We start from the raw sequence: 20,947 nt of genomic DNA, 5'->3' as shown, positions 1-20,947 counted from the left end.
TTAGAAAATGTTAAAATTTTTAGGTAAAACAAAAAAATGGAGGAAGTAAATGGCAATTAAAGTTGCAATTAACGGATTTGGTAGAATTGGGAGAAACTTCTTCAGAGCATGTGCTGACAATCCTGAAATTGAAATTGTTGGTATTAATGACCTGACTGATGCAAATACCCTTGCACACCTTCTTAAATATGACTCTGTTCACGGTAGATTTTCAAAACCTGTGGAAGCCAAAGGAAATTCCATTGTGGTTGACGGCAAAGAGATAGAAGTTACAGCAATAAAAGACCCTGCTCAGCTTCCATGGAAAGACTTGGGAGTTGATATTGTTATTGAATCAACAGGGGTTTTTAGAGACAGAGAAGGTGCTTCAAAACATCTTCAAGCAGGAGCTAAAAAAGTTATAATTTCAGCCCCAGGAAAAAATCCAGACCTTACAGTTGTCCTAGGAGTTAACGAAGAACAATACGACCCTGAAAAACACAATATCATTTCAAATGCATCTTGCACAACAAACTGTCTTGCACCAATTGCAAAAATACTCCATCAGGAGTTTGGAATAGTTAAAGGATACATGGTTACTGTTCACGCATATACAAATGACCAGAGAATTTTAGACCTGCCACATAAAGACCTTAGAAGAGCAAGGGCTGCTGCTATAAATATAATTCCAACCACAACAGGTGCTGCTAAAGCTGTCGGGGAAGTTCTCCCTGAGCTCAAAGGAAAATTAGATGGAACAGCAAGAAGAGTTCCTGTGGCAGACGGTTCACTGGTTGACCTTACAGTTGTTGTTGAGAAGTCAACTACTGAAGAGGAAATTAATGCCAAAGTTAAAGAATATGCAGAAAGTTCTATGAAAGGAATTCTTGAATACTCAGAAGACCCACTTGTTTCTCAGGATATAGTAGGAAATCCTCATTCTTCAATATTTGATGCCCTTTCCACAAAGGTTATAGAAGGTAATTTTGTTCATGTTTCATCCTGGTATGATAACGAGTGGGGATATTCAAATAGATTGAAAGATTTAGTTCTTTATATGGCTAAAAAAGGTTTATAAAACAGAGGGGCTTTATGCCCCTTTATTGCCATATTTTTGAAAAATCAAAGTCAATTGAGCAGTTTTTCAGATTTAATTTCACTACTTCGTCTGTTGCATCTATTAGTTTTGTGTATTTTCCATTAATAAGTTCATAAACCTTTGCAAATTTTTCATCAGGATATATCAGAATGTAGTATTTAACCCTTTCCCTCTGATAAATTTCAAATTTCAGTTTCTCATCCTTTTCCTGTGTTGATTTTGAAATTACTTCAAAAATTATAGATGGGGCCTTTGTTATATATGGCTTATCATCAATAGGATAACAAATCACCAAATTATCAGGCTGAACAACGGTATCCTCGCTAATTTTCCAGTCAACAGGTAAAAGAGCCTTACATTCTTCGCAGCTTTTTAAAAGTTCTTCCAGCTGCCAGGCGATATTATTACTTAAAAGCTGATTATTAACAGGATAGGCCTGATACATAGCAAATGGAATTCCCTCTATTAATTCCCACCTGCCTTCCCAGTTTTTATAATTTTCGTAAGTGTAATGGGGTAAGTATTTCTCAGCTAACATTGCTTTTTATACTCAAATAATTTCTATGTATTTTGTAATTCCTTTGTCAAACAAGTTTTAAATCTCATAAAGTCTCATAGCCTTTCTAACTTCTTTCATATTGCTTTCTGCTATTTCTCTACATCTCAAAGTTCCTTCAATGAAGAATTTTTCATACTTTTCATAATCTTTTTCAATTTCTTTTCTTTTATCTCTGATAGGTTCTAAAAATTTGTTAAGGTTCTCTGCCAGTATTTTTTTACAATCTGTGCAACCGATTTCTGCTGTTCTACATTTTTGGTCTATATCTTTAAGTAGATTTTCATCTTTAGTAAAAATCTTGTGGTAGTCATAGACTATACAAACATCTGGATTTCCTGGGTCTGTTCTTCTTATTCTTTGCGGGTCTGTTTTCATCTGCATTGTTTTTTTATTTACTTCTTCTTCACTATCAGAAAGATAGATAGCGTTGTTATAGGATTTAGACATTTTTCTGCCATCTATTCCCGGTAGCTTTGCTGCTTCTGTAAGTATAGCCTCAGGTTCAGGGAATATTTCGTCATACAGATTATTAAATCTTCTGGCTATTTCCCTTGTCAGTTCGATATGAGGAAGTTGGTCTTCACCGACAGGCACACCTTCCGCTTTATAAATAAGAATATCAGCAGCTTGCAGAACCGGATAAGCCAAAAAACCGAGGGTATCTATATCTTTACCCACATCTCCTTTTTCAAGATTGTCAATGGCTTCTTCCACAATTTTTTTATTTATCCCAAATTTAATTAATACTTCTTTTAAATATTCAAAATTAATACCTTTCTGGTTATAAAAAGCCCTGTGAAAAGCTTCTCTCAGGTATTCCTCAAATATTTTATTTTTCTGTTTTCCTGTTGCTTTCTCCAGAGCTTCATCAAAACTTTCAGGAGGTGGAGCCTGATTAATCTTTACCTGTTTCCCAAGTAAGAAATCCCTTAAATACTGATAGAAAAGATTAAACTTCAAGTCTTTATAAGAAGGGTTTAATTCAAGCCAACTTTTTGGTGTAATCATAGAAAATAGCAAGGCCAGTTCTGAGTGTTGTTTTACTCCGGACTGGACAAACAAAGTTGCTTTTTTAGGGTCTATTCCACAGGCAAGCCAATCTATAATCATCTGTTTTATATTTTCTTTTAAATCTTCTGTATTTTTGTATTTATTTGTCAAAGCATGCCAGTCTGCAACAAAGAAATAACAATCATGTTCATCCTGAAGTTTTAACCAGTTTTTTATAACACCAAGATAATGCCCCAGATGTAGTTTTCCTGTGGGTCTCATTCCGCTAACAATCTTTTTCATTCCTCAACCTCCGTATGTTTGGAAAAATTATATAACAATCCACAGGTTGCAGGAATGTTGCAACACTGTTGCAACATTTAATCGATGTGCAACATGCAAAATTCTATCTAATTTTTATAAGTTATTGATTTTTATAAGAATTTCTCTTTGGCACAGTTGTTGCTCTTAATAAAATACAACATCAAACTGGGAGGTTTTAATTATGGCAACACTAAGAGAACTTATGCAATTACCAGGAGCTGTTGCAGCAGGTATTTATGATGATCATGGAAATCTTGTTGCATATGCCGGAGATATTTCAGAAAAAGCCGCTGAAATTGCAGCACTGATGGCATCAGCCAACAAAGCTGTAGCAAACATGCAGGCAAAAGGATGGACAGAGTATACAGGAAAAGAAGGATTTTTCCCTGTTCAGGGATTCGCAGTTGCAGCAGGGAAATATGCAGCATGTATAGCAGGCAATGTTGGAGTTTTTGTGGAGTTAGACAAGGCAAATTTTGACAAAATCTGGGAAACAATAATGCCATAAATCAAAAAAGGAGGTAATTATCATGGCAGACTTAAAAAAATTATTAGGAATAAAAGGTGTTTTTGCTGCAGGACAGTTTAATGATGATGGGACACTTGCAGCATTTGAAGGAGATATTTCCGAGGAAGAAGCAGCAATGGCAGCTGAAATGTGTGCTGCTAATAACGCAATGGCAAAAATGCAAACAGATGGATACACAGCATTTTCAGGGCAGGAATGGACACCACTTAAAGGATGGGCACTTGCAGGACCAAAATATTCTGTATGTGTTGCAGGTAATGTAGGTGTTTTCGTAAAAAATGATGAAGTTTCATTTAACGAAGTATTCCAAGCATTACTTTCCCAATAAAAAATCTATGGGGCTTTTAGCCCCTCTTTAAAGGAGTTTTAAGATGCCAAAGTTTTTATCAGAAGAATGGATAAAGGCCTATGCTGAAGAATGGAACAAGAATGAAAAGCTTAAAGATGGTCTCAAAAAATTTAATGCAACAATTAAATACTACATAGAAGGTTCAGACCAGCCTCCTGTATATGTAAAGGTAGAAAAAGGGGAAGTGGTTGAATCAGGACTTGCACCGGACATGAAATATGATTTTGAGATGTGGGCAACACCTGAAGACTGGAAAACTCTTGCAACAGGAAAGATGGGTCCTAAAGCAGCGATGCTTACAAAAAAACTAAAATTTAAAGGTTCAATGATAACTGCAATGAAATATATGGGGCCATTTGAGGAAAGTTTGAGAATGATGGGTAAAATCCCAACAGAGTGGTAAATTCATTTAAAAGTTATTATATTTAGTTATAAAAGGATAAAAAAATATATTTTGGTTAAAGTCATGGACTTACTCTTGATAGTGTAACGGAGGGGATTATCTTCGTTACCAAAGAAAGAAAAATTGGATATATCAATAAAGTTGCCCAGAAAGTTGTCAACCGTAAAGTAGGGGAGGATTGTTACGGGCTATTTTCAATCTGTGAGAAAAGCTGCCCACTTGAAAAAGACCTAAAGAAAGTTGATGCCTTTGATGTTAAGCTTTCCTGCTGCAATGAAAAAACTGTATGCCACAGTATCACCCCTGTTTTTGATAACGGTGAATTTATAGGTCTTCTTGAAGAGTTCAAAGACTCTTCAAAAATGACAGATTATATAAAAGAGTTAAAGAAACAAAAAGAGTTTACAGAAGTAATTCTGGACTCAATTGTAGATGCGATAGTTGTAATCAACAGTAATGGAGAGATTATCCATTATAATGAAGTTGCAAGACAAATCTTATGCAGAGAGATATCCGATATAAAAGGTTTTAATATTGAAAATCTAATTGGGCTTTCATTGAAAAATTTACCACCTGAAGGTGAAAGGGAAGATATCCACATAGAAACCCCTGCATACGGCAGAATAAAAGTGTCCCTGATGATAACATCTCTGAAAGAAGGGGAAGGCAAGGTTATATCTTTTTATATGCTTCCAGAATGTATGATAAATCAGGAAGTTAAAGGAAGAATCATTTCAAAAAATCCAGAGTTTGTGTCTGTTATAGAAATGGCAAAAACGGTGGCAGATACAACTGCCACCATCCTTATAGAAGGTGAAACAGGAACAGGCAAAAGTATTCTTGCAAAGTATATACATACCCTTTCTTCAAGAAGGGATAAACCATTTATAAAAATAAATTGCGCTGCAATCCCTGAAAATCTCCTTGAAAGTGAACTTTTTGGATATATGAAAGGGGCTTTTACAGGTGCCAATAAAGATAAACCTGGAAAAATAGAACTTGCAGAAGGTGGAACACTATTTTTAGATGAGATAGGGGATATGCCGATTTATCTACAATCTAAACTCCTGCAGCTCTTGCAGGATAAAGAATTTGAAAGGCTGGGGGATATAAAAACAAGAAAGGCGAATATAAGGGTAATTGCGGCAACAAACAAAGATTTACGGGAGTTAATTGAAAAAGGAGAATTCAGAGAAGATTTATATTACAGGTTAAAGGTAATATCCCTTAAAATCCCACCGCTGCGGGAAAGAAAAGAAGATATTCCTGCACTGGTAAACTATTTTATTGATAAATATTCAGAGATATATAGAAGAACCATAAAAGGTATTTCCCCAAAAGCAATGAAACTGCTCCTTGAGTATGACTATCCAGGGAATATTAGAGAACTGGAGAATATGATAGAAAGGGCGGTTATAGTTTGTAACAATAAAACTATCACAGAAAAAGAACTGCCTGAAGATTTAATCACAAAAAAACATACCAAACTGCCGGAAAAAACAATAAAAAAAGAACCATCAGAAAAGGAAAAAATACGTCAAGTTTTAATATCAACAAATGGAAACAAATCCCTCGCTGCAAAAATTCTTGGAATACACAGGACAACCTTATGGAGAAAAATAAAAGAGTATAGATTACAGATATAAATCCTTTTAAATCAGTGTTTATCTGTCCTTTTAAATTTTGTTCCACAAATGGTATCATATATATTTCTATACCAATTATTTCAAGGGAGAGAAAATGGTTGCAAATGTATTGCTGAAATACTGGAAGATTTTTCTGGCAGTGGGAATTTTACTTGCCGTAGGTGGTTTATTTATTCCAAATGAAATAGCATCAAAGATAGTAGAATTTACAGGATTTGCTATACTTGCCCTTACTGCTTATGTCCTCGGATACAAAATGGCAACTGATGAAGCAGAAAAATATATAAAATCAGAGATGGAAAAACTGGCCAAAAGGGATATTAGATACAAAATAGCCGGTGACAAAATGATCAAAAACCTCAAAGGAAAAATAGGATAATGTCAGACCTGGCAAAAAATAATAAAACAGTAAAGGTAAAACAGCTTAGAAAATTTTTAAAAGAAAAATACCCTAACAAACAGGTTGCAGAGATTTATCTGGAAGTTTTAGAAAATTTTGAAGATGATGAATTAGTTCCTGACCTTATTCTCGAAAACCTTCTCCTTGATGAAGAAGACTTCAGGGTGGATGCATAAATGAAAAAGCATTCTAAAACATTATTTGCAGGAATGATAGGTAATGTTTTAGAGTGGTATGATTTTGTTGTTTACGGTTTTCTTGCTGTTATTATTGGTGAATTATTTTTCCCTTCTTCAGACCCTATGGTTTCTTTGCTTAAATCCTTCGGTGTTTTTGCCGTTGGGTTCGTTATGCGTCCGGTAGGGGCAATTTTATTTGGTCATATCGGGGATAAATATGGCAGAAAAAAGGCCTTAACCATATCAATAATAATGATGGCTTTATCTACAACAGCCATTGGACTACTCCCTACTTACGCACAGATAGGAATTCTTGCGCCCACCCTTTTAGTTCTTCTAAAGTTATTACAGGGTTTATCTGTAGGTGGTGAATATACAACGTCTGTTTCTTTTATTGTGGAACACGCACCTCAAGATAAAAGGGGATTGTTCGGAAGTGTTGGGATTTTGGGAGCTGTTGTTGGTATTCTTCTTGGTTCAGCTTCAGGGGCTATAGTTACAAAAATATTATCGGAACAGGCTCTATATGCTTGGGGCTGGAGAATTCTTTTCTTTACGGGAGTTTTATTGGGAATAGTAGGATATTACGTTAGAAAAAATATAGATGAAACCCCAAAGTTTATGGAACTGGAATATGAAGAGCTTATAGATAAAAATCCTGTTTTAGATGTGTTTAAAAAAGCATACAAGGAATTTATGAAAACATTTGCACTAAGCACATTTCAGGCCGTTGGATTTTATACAATATTTGTTTATATAGCAAATCATCTTGCTGTGTTTGTTAAATTTCCCAAATCAACGGCATTAACCATTAACACGATTAGCATGATTATTCTTGCCGTTTTAATCCCTTTTTTCGGCTGGCTTTCAGACAAGATTGGTAGAAAACCTATAATACTTGTTTCCACAGGTCTAACTATTATTCTGGCATATCCGTTATTTAAGTTTATTTCTTCCGGTAGTGTTGAGAATGCACTAATAGGACAGATATTATTCGCAATAGTTGTAGCAGGATTTATGTCTATACTGCCGACAACACTTGTTGAGATATTCCCAACACAGATTAGAAACAGTGGTTATTCAATCGGATATAATCTACCTTTTGCAATATTCGGAGGAACAGCACCTTTAATCGCTACATATCTTATTAAAGTTACCGGAAATATTAATTCCCCAGCCTTTTATCTAATATTTGCTGCCACAATTGCCTTTCTGGCAGGAATCACACTAAAAGAAACAGCAAAAGAGCCACTGAAATAATGAGCAACAAAGTATTTATAGCTGAGCTTCTTCAGGACTTACCATTATGGGTTGCTATTATTATGAGTGTTTACCCTGAGTATCAAAATGAGTATGTTTTTCTGGTTTCCCTAGGGATAGGTGTTGGTGCTACAGTATTTATTCTAAAAGAGATGAAAAATGGAAATTATAGTTATGAAACATTATTTAATAAACCATCTGAGGCTGTTCCATTCTTGATTTATGCATTTTTACTGCTTGTTGTTTTGATTATCCTTACTTTCCAGGACAGGCTTTATATGGACACAATTGTTTGGATATACCTGGTTATTGGTGGTATAGGTGAGATTTTCTTTATGAAAAAAGCAGAAAGTTAGCTAACTATCTGGCAGAATTTCTCAAAATCTTCTTTTGTGTCTATTCCAAGGGTATCTTTTGAAGCTTTTATCACCTTGATACGATAACCATTTTCAAGAAGTCTCAGCTGTTCTAATTTCTCTATCTGTTCATAGGTTGTCTGAGATAGTTTAAAGGCAAAATCCATAAGCGCCTCTTTTCTATATCCGTAAACTCCAATATGCTTTAAAACAGGAGTTTCAAAATTTTTAACCATCTGGGAAAAATCTATATCCCGATAAAAAGGGATAGGACTACGGGAAAAATACAGGGCATATCCGTTTTTATCAATGACTACTTTAACAATATTAGGGTTTAGATAGTCCTCCTCATCCTGAATAGGATAGGCAAGGGTTGAAATCTGGGCTTTATCCAGTGCGTATATTACTTTTTCTATATCTGAAGGCTCAAGAAGAGGCTCATCCCCTTGGACATTTATGATTTTATCTTCATTAAGTTCTTTAGCCACATAGGCAACCCTATCACTTCCGCTATTAAAGTCAGATAGAGTTAAAATTGCTTCTACTTCAGAGTTTTTGAATATATCGGCTATTTCCTGACTGTCTGTCGCCACAATAACACGACTGGCATTTTTTACCCTTAGACAGTTCTCTGCCGTCCATTGGATAACAGGCTTCCCCTTCACCTGAAGGAGAAGCTTATTTTTTAGTCTTGTTGAGCCTTTTCTTGCAGGGATGATTATTACAGCCAATTTATCTTCCGATTACCCCTTCCATTGGAGATGAGGCTGAAGCATACATTTTCTTTGGTATTCTACCTGCAAGGTAGGCAAGTCTTCCTGCAATTACCGCATGTTTCATCGCAACAGCCATTTTTATAGGGTCTTTTGCCTGTGCGATAGCTGTATTCATCAGAACACCATCAACTCCAAGTTCCATAACAATAGCAGCATCTGAAGCTGTTCCTATACCTGCATCAACAATAACAGGAACATTAACAGCCTCTTTTATGAAAAGAATGTTGTATGGGTTTTGAAGTCCAAGTCCTGAGCCAATTGGTGCTGCAAGAGGCATAACAGCAGCACAACCTATTTCTTCAAATCTTTTTGCCATCACAGGATCATCTGTTATATAAGGAAGAACAGTAAATCCTTCTTTAACAAGGATTTCTGCCGCTTTTAAGGTTTCTATCATATCCGGATAAAGTGTTTTCTGGTCTCCGATAACTTCAAGTTTGACAAATCCATGTCCAAGGGCTTCTCTGGCAAGTTTAGCAGTTAAAACAGCTTCCTCAGCTGTATAACAACCGGCTGTATTTGGAAGTATCATTACTTTTGATGTATCTATGTAATCAAGAAGATTTGGCTTATTAGGGTCTGTTATATTTACCCTTCTGACTGCAACAGTTATCATCTGTGCACCGGAGGCTTCTGTTGCCTTTGCTGTTTCCTCAAAATCTTTATATTTACCTGAACCAACAATAAGCCTTGATGTGAATTCTCTGTCACCGATTATAAGTTTGTCTTCTTGTAGAAATTTTTCCAAATCAAACATTTAAAGACCTCCATTTTAGCTTTGGTTGAGACAATTTAATTATAATACATAACATTTTCAACAATTTATGAGATATGTCTATGTTATGTAAAGGGGTTCGCCTTTTTTCATAATATGTGTTTTTACTTTTAATGTCTGGTCTATTTTATCTTTAAATACCTGCATTATTTCAGGTTCTCCATGAATAATATTTATTAGTTCTGTATTCTCAAAGTTAGAAAGCCATTCAAGCAAAACAGATTGGTCTGCATGAGAAGAAAAACCGTTAATCGTATAAATTTTAGCTTTTACTGCTATTTCTTCCCCATAGATTTTTACCATTTTTGCACCATCTACGATCTGTCTTCCAAGGGTTCCCTTTGCCTGGTAACCAACAAATATAACTGAACATTCAGGACGCCATAAATTATGTTTAAGATGATGTTTTATCCTTCCCCCTGTGCACATACCACTTCCTGCAAGGATAATTGCACCACTGTCTATTGCATTTATTGCTTTTGACTCCTCAACGGTAGTTGTAAAATGAACGTAAGGAAATATAAATGGATTTTTTCCTCTTTCTACCATTTTACGTGTAGCTTCATTGAAATATTCAGGGAATTGTAAAAATATTTTTGTTGCCGATATTGCAAGGGGACTGTCTAAAAATACCTTGCATTTTGGAAGTTCTCCTCTATCATACATATGTCTTAAAACATAAAGTATTTCTTGTGACCTTTCTAAAGCAAACGTCGGAATTATTATATTTCCACCCCGATTAAAACTATCTATAACAGCTTGTTTAAATTCTTTCAGGGTTTCTTTTAGGTTTTTATGTAATCTATTTCCATAAGTGGATTCTGTAAAAATAACCTGACCATCTTTAGAAAATTCAAGGGGCTTAATAATAAGCCTTTCTTTCATACCAAGATCACCGGAAAAGATTAAACTTTTCCATTTATTATTGATTTTTACATCTATCTGGACATATGCAGACCCTAGGATATGCCCAGCATTTTTAAAGGTTATTTTCAGGTAATCTGTAAGTTCCAAAGGTTGATGATAATCCAGAGTTATTTTGAAATGTTCCATGGCATCATAAACATCATCTTCATCATACAAAGGTGGAGGGACATCTTCAGGATGGCCTCGTCTCAAAGCTTTTTTATATCTGGTTCTATATTCTTCTTCCATTACTTTGGCAGCATCAAGAAGCATTATACGGGTTATATTCCGCGTAGGAGCAGTAGAAACAATTTTTCCTCTAAAGCCTCTTCTCACCAGAAGAGGAATTCTACCTATATGGTCAATATGGGCATGGGTTACTATAAGATAGTCTACATCTCTCGGATTAAAACCGAAATCTTCATAGTTATGTTTTTCATCACGACCTTGAAACATACCACAGTCAACAAGTATTTTAAGCTTTCCTATCTCAAGAAGATGACATGAGCCTGTTACAGTTTCAGCTGCACCAAAAGAGCGAACAACCACTTTGTCAATCATTTTATTCCTCCTAATGATGATGGATTACGCCTAAGCCTCTGAGGATTAACCATACTCCAAGAAGTATAACTATTACACCTGAAAATGATGCCAATCTTTTCCTCAGTTTTGGACTGAGAACCTGAAACAGCTTACTGGCAAAAAGCATAGCAGGCACAGTTCCCAATCCAAATGAAAACATTACAAGCATTCCTCTAAAAGGAGAGCCTTCAAAAATAGCTTGCATCAAAAATGCATAAACCAGCGGGCATGGTAAAAATCCGTTAAACATCCCAAGGAAAAAAGGGTTTCTTCTAAATTTAGCTAAAATCTCACTAATTGTTATAAAAATAAGATCTAATCCTGGAACTCCTTTTTCTTTTATATTTCCGGTTATCTGGAGACCAAATATGATCATTGCAACACCGAGAAAAACAGAAAGGGATTTTTGAAAAAGCTGAAATCCAATTTTATGGAAAAACATTCCGGCATATCCTGCAACAAAACCAAGAAACATATAAGAAAAGATCCTTCCTGCATTATAAAGGATATTTCCGATTAGCCATGAACGATGTTGTATCAAAGGAGGGATAAAACCGCACATTCCGATACAGTGATATGAGCCAAGAAAACCGGCCAGTGTTATCAGGAGATACTTTAGCAATTACTTCCTCCTATTCAAGTTCAAAAATAATAATATAACTATATTCCCGGCTATGCAATGTAATAAAATAAAAAGAAAAAGGAGGACAAATTGAGAATAGTTTTCTGGGGAACACCGGATTTTGCAGCCGAAAGTCTGAAAGCCCTTTTAAGTTCAAAGCACAAAGTTGTAGGTGTTGTTACACAACCGGATAAACCAAAAGGAAGAGGTAAAAAACTTACTCCACCACCTGTAAAAGTTATTGCACAGGAAGCAGGTATTCCTGTTTTTCAACCTGAAAAAGTTAAAAACAATGAAGAGCTATACAAACAGCTTAAGGAATTAAATCCTGATATATTCGTAGTTGTTGCTTATGGAAAAATATTACCTAAAGAAATTATAGAACTTCCAAAATACAAAACAATTAATGTTCATGCCTCTTTACTACCAGAATACAGGGGGGCAGCACCTATACACAGGGCAATAATGGAAGGAAAAGAAAGAACAGGTGTTTGTATAATGGAAATAACAGAAGAATTGGATGCTGGTGATATATATGAATGTGTTGAAGTTCCAATAACTCCTGAAGATGATATTGTTTCCCTGCACGACAAACTGGCATTGAAAGGAGCAAAACTGCTTGTTAAAGTTCTGGATAAAATAGAAAAAGGGGAGATAACAAAAACTCCTCAAGAACATAGCAAGGCTACATATGCAAAACCCATAAAAAAAGAAGAAGGAAAAATAGACTGGAACAGACCTGCAAAAGAAATATTTAATCAAATTAGAGCACTGAAGGTCTGGCCTAAAGCATTTACAAAATTTAGAGATAAAGAAATCAAAATCCTTGATGCCCAAATAATAGATGAAAATTCCACAGGAAAAGCCGGTGAAATAGTCAAAATAATCAAAGGCAAAGGGTTCATCGTCCAGACAGGAAAAGGTCAATTACTTATTACTAAAGTCCAATTTCCAAACAGCAAAGCAATAACAGCCGATGAAGCAGTTAGAGGATATCACATAAAAGAGGGAGAAATTCTTGGCTAAATTTTTGATTAAAATCAATTATAAAATATATCTAACAACATATCTTAATATCATATAAGGGTTTATAAATGGAAGAAAAAAACAGATTTGTTATCTGGGGTAGAAACCCTATTATAGAAGCTTTAAAGGCAGGTAAAAGTATTGAAAAGATTTTAATGGCACATGATACTCACCTGCCAAAAGAACTGATAAGACTTGCAGAAAAGAATAAGGTAAAAATTCAAAAAGTTCCAAGAAAAAAGGTCGAAGAAATAGCAGGGACTAAAAAAACCCAAGGGGTAGTAGCGCTGCTAAGCCCCATTCAATACTGGAATGACACTGACCTTATAGATGAGGTCATTGAAAAAGAAGGGGTTTTGCTGGTTATGGATCACATAACAGACCCTCAAAACGTAGGAAATATGATAAGAACAGCTGAGGTTTTCGGTGTTAACGGTATCGTTATTCCAAGGGAAAGAAGTTCTCCTATAAACGAGGTTGTCGTCAAAGCATCCACAGGAGCCGTATTTCATATTCCAATAACAAAAGTGGGTAGTCTTAGACAATTCTTAGAAAGATTTAAGAAAAAAGGCGGCTGGGTGATGGCCGTGGAAAAAGGAGGAAAACCAATACATAAACTCAGCTTCCCATTTCCTCTAGCAGTAGTTTTAGGTTCAGAAGGTAAAGGAGTTTCTAAATCTGTAATGGACACAGCTGACCTTGTAGCAACTATACCTATGAAAGGAAAAGTTACTTCCTTAAATGTATCATCTGCTACGGCGATAGCCCTTTGGGAAGTGGCAAAGCAACATTGGATAGAGTAATGATTTAAGTCATAAAAATTTTGATTTTGTAATAAAGATGATGCAAAATAAATAAGATATGAGTTTGTTAGAAATAACTAACGCACATATTAAAGAGGAGGTATAAAATGGCTGAAGAAAAAGTTAGCAGACGGGATTTCCTCCTGTATGCAATGGGAGGATGGGCTGCTGTAGGGCTTGGTGGCGTTTTATATGCCATGTATAAGACCTGGGAGCCTTTACCAGAAGTAAAAGCTGCTGGAACGGTAAAATTTGACCTTTCAAAGGTCAAACCGGGTCAGCTTAAGGTTGTTCAGTGGAGAGGTAAACCTGTATTTGTTCTCAGACTTACACCTGAGATGAAAAAATGCAACAATAGAGCCATCAAAGGGGAATATGTGGTTGTTCTTGGTATTTGCACACACCTTGGTTGTATTCCAAACTGGGAGGCAGATAAACAAATATTTAAATGTCCTTGTCACGGTGGTGAATATGATGCATGTGGTGTAAATACTTTTGGTCCTCCTCCAAGACCTCTTGATATTCCTCCATTTAAATTAGAAGGAAACATTATTGTTTTAGGGGAAACTGGTCCCGAATATGAAAAAATGATGAAAGGTTAGGAGGATAGGTGATGGAGAAAAAAGGCGGATTTATGGAGTGGCTTGATAAAAGGCTCGCCATTAATGCTTTATGGCGAGTGCTAATGTCAGAATATTACATCCCTAAAAACATTAACTGGCTCTGGAGTTCAGGTGTTTTAACAATACTTGTTTTTGCTATCCTTGTTGTTTCTGGAATATTTGTTCTTATGTATTATAAACCTGATGCAAAACTTGCCTTTGATAGTGTTAATAAAACAATAATGATGGATGTTTCTTTTGGATGGGTGTTTAGGCATACACATGCTGTTGCAGCCTCCATAATGTTCCTTGTTTTATTTATTCATATGGGCAGAGGTATCTATTACGGTTCGTATAAAGCTCCAAGAGAAGTTCTCTGGGTTACAGGTTTTATCCTGTTTGTTTTAATGTCAGCTACAGCGTTTACAGGATATCTACTTCCTTGGGGACAGATGTCATACTGGGCTGCTCAAACAATTACAACTCTTTTCTCAAAAATACCATTTATTGGTTCTGACCTTGTTATATGGATAAGAGGTAACTATATCGTTGCTGATGCGACACTAACAAGATTTTTTGCATTACACGTAACATTGTTACCTGCCCTTGTAGCAGTTTTCTCTGCAGTTCATATGTATGCTCTTAGAATTGTAGGTTCCAACAATGAAGATGGAATTCCAATGACAAAAGAAGAGAAGAAAGAAAAAGGAATTCCTTTCTGGCCTGTATTTATGTCAAAAGAATATTTTGTAATGTCTTTATTCCTATTCTTCTTCTTCTATCTGGTATTCTTTAATTACGAATTTGCAATGGATCCAATTAACTTCCAGCCTGCAAACTACTTACAGACACCTCCTCATATCTATCCTGAATGGTATTTCCTTTCCTTCTATGAAGTATTGAGAGGATTCTTCTTTAGCCAAAACCTTGGTCTTATTGCTTTCGTATTATCTATGTTTATTCCACTTTTCTTACCATGGCTTGATACATCTCCATATCCTTATGTAAGTGGAAAGCATAGACCACTGTTTAAAATTATGTGGTGGATTTTTGTTGCAGATTTTGTAGCATTAACAATTCTTGGTAAGCTGCCACCAACAGGTATGTTCGCATGGCTTGGATTTATAACATCTATTATTTACTTCCTATTCTTCTTTTCACTCCCAATTATCTCAGCCATTGAGAAAAGAAAGGCAGCTTCTGGAGGTGGGCAATAATGAAGGACTTAAAAATACTTATAATAGTAGCTATTATAGTAGGTATTACTTACTGGGGAATTGAGCCTCTTGCACACAGTATTATGCACAAACATATCGAAGAAGCTATTGAAAAAAATCACTTACCTGACTATAAATTTTCTGACCTCGGTCCTGCACCTTCTTTAAATGGAAATGCACAACAAGGAAAGCAAAACTTCCAAATGTTCTGTGCTTCTTGTCACGGACTTAAAGCTGATGGAATAAAAGCACCTATGGACCCAAAAACTGCAGCTGCTTCATTTGGCGTGGTGCCTCCTGATCTTTCAAACATTGCATCTTTTGTAGATGAAAAATTCCTGTATCACTTTATTAAAAATCCTGCAAAAGCAACAGAATTCAAAAAAATAGCAATGCCCGCAATGGGTCTTAATGACCAACAAATAGCTGATATTATTGCTTATCTCAAATCAACGGCTAAAAAAGTAGAAGGAAAAGAGCTTGTTAAACAGGCATGTGGAAGATGTCACAGCGTAAAGTATCAAAAAATTTATGCTGAAACTCCAACACAAAATCTGAAAAAATACCTCGGTAAAGTTCCTCCTGACCTTTCTGTCATAATGAGAGCTAAAGGAAAAGAATATCTTGAAGCGTTTATAAACAGACCTCAGGTTATAATTCCGGGAACTTCTATGCCAAGGGTTGGATTAAAAGAAGAAGCTGAAGAAAATTTACTTGCTTATCTTGATAAGATATCTGACCCTCACAGAGAGCAAAGAAAGAAAGTTGGTATCATTGTTCTGGCTTATATGCTCGTTATGATTGGTCTTACTTATGCTTGGAAAAGAAAAATCTGGAAAAACCTTCACTAATATAGAAGGGGGATAATCTCCCCCCTTCTTTTCATTCAATTAATATATCCTTAAAAAGATATCTATATAACTTATGTAATTCTACTATAATCTGAATTCCACCCTTAAATAGTTTAGATTTGTTGATACTATCATATACACATATGCCTGTTTGATAAAATTTTTTTTACTTTTCAACAATTTCTATAGAAATATCCAAACATCTATTCGCTTTTATTCACACATTCTAAAGGACATATTTTTATCGTTTTGTGTTTGCACTTCCAGGTGGAAAATATAACAATCTTCTATTTCTAAGACTAAATCTGCCACTTTTTCTGTAGCATATAGGAAGGTATTATCAAGAATTTTAGAACCTTTTTTTCCTGTTAGAATGCTTATAAACTTTTGGGGATATTTTGGATTATATTCCTTAAGGTTTTATCAAATTTTGCCATATTTTATATTTCCATAAATAAACTGTTATATTTAAAATCAGGCAGGTTTTGCAGCTTTTTTGCTTTCTCCTCCTTTTTTCTTAAGGAATCTTTCAAGGTCAACAACAATTGGGGATGCCACATATATGGAAGAATATGTTCCAAACATTATACCGATAAGGAGTGCCAGTGAAAAGCCTTTTAGTGATTCCCCACCAAATAGATAAAGAGCCAGAACTGAGAACAGGGTTGTTCCAGAAGTTATAATCGTTCTGGAAAGGTTTTCATTTATACTTTGATTAACCAGTTGCAGCAGATTTTTCTTACCTCTGATTTTTATATTTTCCCTTATTCTGTCAAATATAATGATTGTGTCGTTAAGAGAATAACCTAACACTGTTAAAATTGCTGCTATAACAGACAGATTAACTTCCTCACCCAATAGAGAGAAAAAGCCAAGAGTTATTATTGCATCGTGGAATAGTGGAACTACAGCACCAATCGCGAATACTGGTTCAAATCTAAATCCAACATATATAAGAATAGCTATCATAACAGCAATAATAGAATAAACACTGGCTTTCCGTAGCTCTTCTCCAACTACAGCACCAATATAATCTATTTTCCTAATCTCAAATTTATCTCCAAACTTTTCTTTGAGAGCTTTTTTTACTTTTTTGACTATCTCTGAAGATTTTCCTTTTTTTAAAGAAACTCTTATTTCATATTCATTTCCTTCTGTCCCAATTTCTTGAATCATTGAGTCCTGAAGATTTACAAGACGAAGGGCTTCTCTTATTTGAGCAGATGATACTTTGTCTAAAAACTTAACTTGAATAGACGTTCCTCCTGTAAAATCAAGACCAAGATTAAAACCTTTTGTAAAAATTAATACAAGACTGGCAATAACAAGTAGGGTAGAAACTATATATCCCTGCTTTTTTATTTTCATAAAATCTATTTTTGGTGGTTCATTTAAAAAGTTCCTCATTTACTCACTCCTAAAATGCATATTTAAGGGATTTTTTACCGCCAAGAACTATATCAAGGAACAATTTAGTAACAAATACAGCTGTAAAGATGGAAGTAATTGTCCCTATAGATAATGTAGCTGCAAATCCTTTAAGTGGCCCTGTTCCAAACTGGAATAAAACAAATGCTGCAATTAACGTAGTAATCTGGGCGTCAAGAATAGCATCCCATGCCCTTTTGAAACCTTCTTCTATGGCAACACGGAGGGTTCTACCCCGTTTAAGTTCTTCTTTAATTCTTTCAAATATAATTACATTACCATCAACAGCCATACCAATATTTAGAATAATACCTGCTATACCAGGGAGGGTAAGTGTAACATCTAAGAAAACCATTGCTGCCCACAGAAGAATTCCGTTAAACAGTAATGCCATTACAGAGATAAATCCGGAAATTGCATATCTCCATATCATAAATAATCCAACTAGAATTAAGGCAACTATACCTGCTCTTAATGTTTTTTGTATAGAATCTTTACCAAGGGTTGGTCCTATCACCCTTTCTTCAAGAATTTTAACAGGAGCAGGTAATGCACCGGCTCTAAGAACTACAGCAAGGTCTGCAGCTTCTTCAGGGGTAAAGTTTCCGGTGATCTGTCCGGATTTTGATATACGGGAACGGACAACTGGTGCAGAAACAACCTTGTTATCTAATACTATTGCTAGTCTTTTACCTATCATTTTAGCAGTAGCTTCACCGAAAATTGCAGCCCCTTCATCTGTAAGCTCAAAATTAACAGCAGGTTTTCCTCTACTATCAACTCCAGCCCTTGCATCTTTTAACTGTGAACCTGTAACAATAGGAGTGTCTTTTACAAGGAACCATTCTTTGACTTCTTTACCGTTTATTTTTTCTGGAACCCCTTCTAATATTTTTGTTCCTGGAGGTAATTTTGGATAACGTTTCAATAATTCTTCTTTGCTAAATGCACTATCAACAACTTCAAGAAGTTCAAGCTGGGCTGTTTTACCGATAATAGCTTTAGCTCTTTCAGGGTCAACAACCCCGGGAATTTCAACAAGAATTCTTTTTTCCCCAAGTTTAGAAACATTTGCATTTAAAGTTCCAAATTCATCTATCCTGTTTCTGATTGTTTCAACAGCCTGTTGAATAGTAAGTTTCTTAATTCTTTTTAATTCCCATGGAGCAAATGCAACTGTAATTGTTCCATCGGAAGTTTCTGCTTTTATCTGCGGAAAATTATCAGAAATTATTTTGTATGCCTTATCTATCTGGGTAGGGTCAAGAAGGGAAATAATTATTTTGTCTTTGGAGACTTTTATATTAAGAACATCTATATTTGCTTCTTTCAGTTTTTTCTTTATGTCTGCGGCCAGTTGTTTATACTGGGTTTGTATTACATGGTCTACATCAACCTCAAGAACAATACTCATGCCACCTTGAAGGTCAAGTCCCAGCTTTACAGGTTTTGAAAAAATAAAATAGATTGAAACTACCAAAACTCCGAATGTGAGTAACAATTTCCACTTTAAATCTGCTTTCAATAGCGTCCCCTTAAAACTTTTTTATGGTTATTATACCTTAAATTTCAATGTAAAATGGTTATAATCCTGAAAAAATTAAGGAGGTTAAAATGAAAGCAGCATATTACGATAAACATGGCAGCTATGAAAATATTAAGATAGGGGATTTTCCTATTCCTGAAATAAACGAGGATGAAATTTTAGTCAATATTAAAGCTTTTTCTTTAAATCATCTGGATATATGGATAATGGAAGGTAAATATCCTGTTCAGATACCACTGCCACATATTTTTGCCTCAGATGGTGCAGGTGTTGTCGTAAAAGTAGGAAAGGCAGTTAAGCATATAAAAGAAGGAGATAAGGTTATAGTCTATCCTGGTCTATCCTGTGGTTATTGTGAAAACTGCTTATCAGGGAAAGATAACCAATGTGATAAATATAATATTCTTGGGGTTATCCAAAATGGTGTATCTGCAGAATATGTAAAAATTCCGGCTGTAAATGCATTTAAAATTCCTGAAGGACTTTCTTTTGAAGAAGCAGCATCAATAGGTATTACATACACAACAATGTGGCATTCCCTTGTGTCAAGAGCCGGAGTAAAGCCGGGGGATACTGTTCTTATCCACGGCGGCGGTAGTGGGGTTGGGACAGCAGGCATCCAGATAGCAAAATTATATGGAGCCAAAGTAATAACAACTGTAGGAGATGACTGGAAAGCAAAAAAAGCAGAAGAGATAGGAACAGATTTTGTCATAAATTATAAGAAAGAAGATTTTGTTGAGAAAGTAAGGGAAATCACAAATGGCAAAATGTGTGATATTGTTATAGACCATATTGGGCAGGAAACATTTCCAAACTCTATAGAAGCAACAAAAAAAGGTGGTCAAGTGGTTACTTTTGGGGCAACAACAGGAGGAGAACCGCAAATAAATCTGAGGAAAATATTCGGTAAAAATTTAACAATACACGGAGTTTATATGGGAACCAAAGGAGAAGTTGCACATTATCTTAAATTTTTCCCGGACAAACTAAAACCTGTAATTGATAGCGTTTTCGAGTTTAAAAATATAAAAGATGCATATAAAAAACTCCTCAGCAGACAGTTTTTTGGAAAAATAGTGGTAAGGGTAAGATAAAAATGAAAGTATTAGAAAAAAAATTGTTAACTTTTAAAGAGGCATCTCAATGGGCGAGTGAATTTTTGAATAGAGAAATAACAGAAAGCAACATATCATATTTAGTAAATTATGGAAAAATAAATAGATATGAGAAAGACGGAAAAACTCTCATCTCTTTGGATGAATTAAAAAAATATTATGAAAAAAATGTTCTAAACAAGGAAAAGGAAATAAAAGAAAAATTAGGTAAAGATATTAATTGGGAATTATCATTTGATTGGATACCAGAAAGAGAAAGAACAAAACATGTTCATAGACTACATTCTTATAAAGGGAAATTTATTCCCCAATTAGTTGAATATTTCCTAAAGAGGTATTTTAAAGAAGGAGATATAGTTTTAGACCCATTTGTTGGAAGTGGAACCACATTAATACAAGCGAATGAAATGAATATTCACAGTATAGGAATAGATATATCTGAATTTAACACAATAATAACAGAGGTAAAATTTGCAAATGTAAACCTAGGAGAACTTCAAAGAAAAATAAATGAAATTTTGAAAAGTTTAAAAATATATGAAGAAAACAACCATATTTTAGAATTTGAGAAAGAACTTAAACAACAATTAGAGCAATTCAATAAAATTAACTTCCCATCCCC

The 20,947-nt window shown here is 35.0% G+C and carries 24 protein-coding genes; 16 read left to right on the top strand and 8 right to left on the bottom strand.

The features are described 5' to 3' along the window. Nucleotides 1-49: 49 nt before the first annotated feature. Nucleotides 50-1,057 (top strand): type I glyceraldehyde-3-phosphate dehydrogenase, encoded by a 1,008-nt coding sequence (gene gap, locus MVE07_RS05710; RefSeq protein WP_297455230.1) that lies wholly within the window; start codon nucleotides 50-52, stop codon nucleotides 1,055-1,057. Between the two features lie 22 nt (nucleotides 1,058-1,079). Here gap and MVE07_RS05705 read toward each other — a convergent pair whose 3' ends face one another. Both MVE07_RS05705 and trpS read right to left on the bottom strand, forming a co-directional pair. Then, entirely contained in the window at nucleotides 1,080-1,616 is a 537-nt protein-coding gene (locus tag MVE07_RS05705; RefSeq protein WP_297455229.1) for a Uma2 family endonuclease, read from the bottom strand. A gap of 57 nt (nucleotides 1,617-1,673) precedes the next feature. Next, nucleotides 1,674-2,930 (bottom strand): tryptophan--tRNA ligase, encoded by a 1,257-nt coding sequence (trpS, locus tag MVE07_RS05700; protein WP_297455228.1) that lies wholly within the window; start codon nucleotides 2,928-2,930, stop codon nucleotides 1,674-1,676. A gap of 202 nt (nucleotides 2,931-3,132) precedes the next feature. Here trpS and MVE07_RS05695 point away from each other — a divergent pair, with 202 nt between their 5' ends. From MVE07_RS05695 to MVE07_RS05660, 8 genes are all read left to right on the top strand, one after another. Then, nucleotides 3,133-3,459 (top strand): DUF2173 family protein, encoded by a 327-nt coding sequence (locus MVE07_RS05695; protein WP_297455227.1) that lies wholly within the window; start codon nucleotides 3,133-3,135, stop codon nucleotides 3,457-3,459. A 22-nt stretch (nucleotides 3,460-3,481) separates the two neighbouring features. Beyond that, entirely contained in the window at nucleotides 3,482-3,808 is a 327-nt protein-coding gene (locus MVE07_RS05690; protein WP_029522661.1) for a DUF2173 family protein, read from the top strand. A gap of 43 nt (nucleotides 3,809-3,851) precedes the next feature. Further along, complete coding sequence (locus MVE07_RS05685) at nucleotides 3,852-4,232, top strand: SCP2 sterol-binding domain-containing protein (RefSeq protein ID WP_297455226.1); 381 nt, start codon at nucleotides 3,852-3,854, stop codon at nucleotides 4,230-4,232. Between the two features lie 362 nt (nucleotides 4,233-4,594). After that, on the top strand, nucleotides 4,595-5,878 hold the full coding sequence (locus MVE07_RS05680) for a sigma 54-interacting transcriptional regulator (RefSeq protein ID WP_297455225.1): 1,284 nt from the start codon (nucleotides 4,595-4,597) through the stop codon (nucleotides 5,876-5,878). 94 nt (nucleotides 5,879-5,972) lie between these two features. After that, nucleotides 5,973-6,257, top strand: coding sequence for a hypothetical protein (locus MVE07_RS05675; RefSeq protein ID WP_029520795.1), 285 nt, complete (start codon nucleotides 5,973-5,975; stop codon nucleotides 6,255-6,257). Beyond that, the gene (locus MVE07_RS05670; protein WP_297455224.1) at nucleotides 6,257-6,454 is read left to right on the top strand and encodes a hypothetical protein; all 198 of its coding nucleotides are present in this window, start codon (nucleotides 6,257-6,259) and stop codon (nucleotides 6,452-6,454) included. The genes MVE07_RS05675 and MVE07_RS05670 overlap by 1 nt, the downstream gene beginning before the upstream one ends. Next, nucleotides 6,455-7,717, top strand: coding sequence for an MFS transporter (locus MVE07_RS05665; protein ID WP_297455223.1), 1,263 nt, complete (start codon nucleotides 6,455-6,457; stop codon nucleotides 7,715-7,717). Further along, nucleotides 7,717-8,073, top strand: a complete 357-nt coding sequence (locus tag MVE07_RS05660; RefSeq protein WP_297455222.1) for a hypothetical protein — start codon at nucleotides 7,717-7,719, stop codon at nucleotides 8,071-8,073. The genes MVE07_RS05665 and MVE07_RS05660 overlap by 1 nt, the downstream gene beginning before the upstream one ends. Here the strand turns inward: MVE07_RS05660 and kdsB are convergent. The 4 genes from kdsB to MVE07_RS05640 form a co-directional block, all read right to left on the bottom strand. Further along, a complete protein-coding gene (gene kdsB / locus MVE07_RS05655; protein WP_297455221.1) occupies nucleotides 8,070-8,804 on the bottom strand; it encodes a 3-deoxy-manno-octulosonate cytidylyltransferase in 735 nt (244 codons plus the stop codon). The genes MVE07_RS05660 and kdsB overlap by 4 nt on opposite strands. A 1-nt stretch (nucleotide 8,805) precedes the next feature. Further along, a complete protein-coding gene (locus tag MVE07_RS05650) occupies nucleotides 8,806-9,606 on the bottom strand; it encodes a thiazole synthase (protein ID WP_297455219.1) in 801 nt (266 codons plus the stop codon). 78 nt (nucleotides 9,607-9,684) lie between these two features. Then, nucleotides 9,685-11,091: an MBL fold metallo-hydrolase gene (locus MVE07_RS05645; protein WP_297455217.1), complete on the bottom strand. Its 1,407-nt coding sequence runs from the start codon at nucleotides 11,089-11,091 to the stop codon at nucleotides 9,685-9,687. A 10-nt stretch (nucleotides 11,092-11,101) separates the two neighbouring features. Continuing rightward, the gene (locus MVE07_RS05640; RefSeq protein ID WP_297455214.1) at nucleotides 11,102-11,734 is read right to left on the bottom strand and encodes a sulfite exporter TauE/SafE family protein; all 633 of its coding nucleotides are present in this window, start codon (nucleotides 11,732-11,734) and stop codon (nucleotides 11,102-11,104) included. A gap of 90 nt (nucleotides 11,735-11,824) precedes the next feature. On the opposite strand from MVE07_RS05640, the gene fmt reads away from it, so the two are divergent. The 5 genes from fmt to MVE07_RS05615 all read left to right on the top strand — a co-directional run bounded on the left by fmt (nucleotide 11,825) and on the right by MVE07_RS05615 (nucleotide 16,233). After that, nucleotides 11,825-12,760, top strand: coding sequence for a methionyl-tRNA formyltransferase (gene fmt / locus MVE07_RS05635; RefSeq protein WP_297455211.1), 936 nt, complete (start codon nucleotides 11,825-11,827; stop codon nucleotides 12,758-12,760). Between the two features lie 68 nt (nucleotides 12,761-12,828). Then, entirely contained in the window at nucleotides 12,829-13,563 is a 735-nt protein-coding gene (gene rlmB / locus MVE07_RS05630; RefSeq protein WP_297455208.1) for a 23S rRNA (guanosine(2251)-2'-O)-methyltransferase RlmB, read from the top strand. A gap of 107 nt (nucleotides 13,564-13,670) precedes the next feature. Beyond that, the gene (locus tag MVE07_RS05625; RefSeq protein ID WP_297455204.1) at nucleotides 13,671-14,165 is read left to right on the top strand and encodes a Rieske 2Fe-2S domain-containing protein; all 495 of its coding nucleotides are present in this window, start codon (nucleotides 13,671-13,673) and stop codon (nucleotides 14,163-14,165) included. Between the two features lie 11 nt (nucleotides 14,166-14,176). Next, the gene (locus MVE07_RS05620; RefSeq protein ID WP_297455201.1) at nucleotides 14,177-15,382 is read left to right on the top strand and encodes a cytochrome bc complex cytochrome b subunit; all 1,206 of its coding nucleotides are present in this window, start codon (nucleotides 14,177-14,179) and stop codon (nucleotides 15,380-15,382) included. Next, nucleotides 15,382-16,233: a c-type cytochrome gene (locus MVE07_RS05615; protein WP_297455198.1), complete on the top strand. Its 852-nt coding sequence runs from the start codon at nucleotides 15,382-15,384 to the stop codon at nucleotides 16,231-16,233. The genes MVE07_RS05620 and MVE07_RS05615 overlap by 1 nt, the downstream gene beginning before the upstream one ends. 474 nt (nucleotides 16,234-16,707) lie before the next feature. On the opposite strand, the gene secF is transcribed toward MVE07_RS05615, so the two are convergent. Together secF and secD are read right to left on the bottom strand one after the other, a co-directional pair. Then, nucleotides 16,708-17,640 (bottom strand): protein translocase subunit SecF, encoded by a 933-nt coding sequence (gene secF, locus MVE07_RS05610; RefSeq protein ID WP_297455196.1) that lies wholly within the window; start codon nucleotides 17,638-17,640, stop codon nucleotides 16,708-16,710. Between the two features lie 10 nt (nucleotides 17,641-17,650). Then, entirely contained in the window at nucleotides 17,651-19,186 is a 1,536-nt protein-coding gene (secD, locus tag MVE07_RS05605) for a protein translocase subunit SecD (RefSeq protein ID WP_297455194.1), read from the bottom strand. 89 nt (nucleotides 19,187-19,275) lie between these two features. Here secD and MVE07_RS05600 point away from each other — a divergent pair, with 89 nt between their 5' ends. Together MVE07_RS05600 and MVE07_RS05595 are read left to right on the top strand one after the other, a co-directional pair. Then, the gene (locus MVE07_RS05600) at nucleotides 19,276-20,304 is read left to right on the top strand and encodes a zinc-binding dehydrogenase (protein WP_297455191.1); all 1,029 of its coding nucleotides are present in this window, start codon (nucleotides 19,276-19,278) and stop codon (nucleotides 20,302-20,304) included. A gap of 2 nt (nucleotides 20,305-20,306) precedes the next feature. After that, a partial coding sequence (locus MVE07_RS05595; protein ID WP_297455188.1) for a DNA methyltransferase occupies nucleotides 20,307-20,947 on the top strand: 641 nt, incomplete at its 3' end.

This window comes from Persephonella sp., assembly GCF_027023985.1.
Lineage (GTDB): Bacteria > Aquificota > Aquificia > Aquificales > Hydrogenothermaceae > Persephonella_A.
The sequence above is the reverse complement of the archived record's forward strand: the minus strand, read 5'-3'. Positions and strand labels throughout refer to the sequence as shown.

Bases quoted from the DNA above. Each gene is read 5' to 3' on its own strand.
- MVE07_RS05650 (WP_297455219.1), bottom strand. From the start codon at position 9,606: ATGTTTGATTTGGAAAAATTTCTACAAGAAGACAAACTTATAATCGGT.
- MVE07_RS05620 (WP_297455201.1), top strand. From the start codon at position 14,177: ATGGAGAAAAAAGGCGGATTTATGGAGTGGCTTGATAAAAGGCTCGCC.
- MVE07_RS05600 (WP_297455191.1), top strand. From the start codon at position 19,276: ATGAAAGCAGCATATTACGATAAACATGGCAGCTATGAAAATATTAAG.
- MVE07_RS05680 (WP_297455225.1), top strand. From the start codon at position 4,595: ATGACAGATTATATAAAAGAGTTAAAGAAACAAAAAGAGTTTACAGAA.
- gap (WP_297455230.1), top strand. From the start codon at position 50: ATGGCAATTAAAGTTGCAATTAACGGATTTGGTAGAATTGGGAGAAAC.
- MVE07_RS05690 (WP_029522661.1), top strand. From the start codon at position 3,482: ATGGCAGACTTAAAAAAATTATTAGGAATAAAAGGTGTTTTTGCTGCA.
- rlmB (WP_297455208.1), top strand. From the start codon at position 12,829: ATGGAAGAAAAAAACAGATTTGTTATCTGGGGTAGAAACCCTATTATA.
- MVE07_RS05645 (WP_297455217.1), bottom strand. From the start codon at position 11,091: ATGATTGACAAAGTGGTTGTTCGCTCTTTTGGTGCAGCTGAAACTGTA.
- MVE07_RS05670 (WP_297455224.1), top strand. From the start codon at position 6,257: ATGTCAGACCTGGCAAAAAATAATAAAACAGTAAAGGTAAAACAGCTT.
- secF (WP_297455196.1), bottom strand. From the start codon at position 17,640: ATGAGGAACTTTTTAAATGAACCACCAAAAATAGATTTTATGAAAATA.
- MVE07_RS05675 (WP_029520795.1), top strand. From the start codon at position 5,973: ATGGTTGCAAATGTATTGCTGAAATACTGGAAGATTTTTCTGGCAGTG.
- MVE07_RS05695 (WP_297455227.1), top strand. From the start codon at position 3,133: ATGGCAACACTAAGAGAACTTATGCAATTACCAGGAGCTGTTGCAGCA.
- MVE07_RS05665 (WP_297455223.1), top strand. From the start codon at position 6,455: ATGAAAAAGCATTCTAAAACATTATTTGCAGGAATGATAGGTAATGTT.
- MVE07_RS05660 (WP_297455222.1), top strand. From the start codon at position 7,717: ATGAGCAACAAAGTATTTATAGCTGAGCTTCTTCAGGACTTACCATTA.
- MVE07_RS05705 (WP_297455229.1), bottom strand. From the start codon at position 1,616: ATGTTAGCTGAGAAATACTTACCCCATTACACTTACGAAAATTATAAA.
- trpS (WP_297455228.1), bottom strand. From the start codon at position 2,930: ATGAAAAAGATTGTTAGCGGAATGAGACCCACAGGAAAACTACATCTG.
- MVE07_RS05625 (WP_297455204.1), top strand. From the start codon at position 13,671: ATGGCTGAAGAAAAAGTTAGCAGACGGGATTTCCTCCTGTATGCAATG.
- MVE07_RS05685 (WP_297455226.1), top strand. From the start codon at position 3,852: ATGCCAAAGTTTTTATCAGAAGAATGGATAAAGGCCTATGCTGAAGAA.
- MVE07_RS05615 (WP_297455198.1), top strand. From the start codon at position 15,382: ATGAAGGACTTAAAAATACTTATAATAGTAGCTATTATAGTAGGTATT.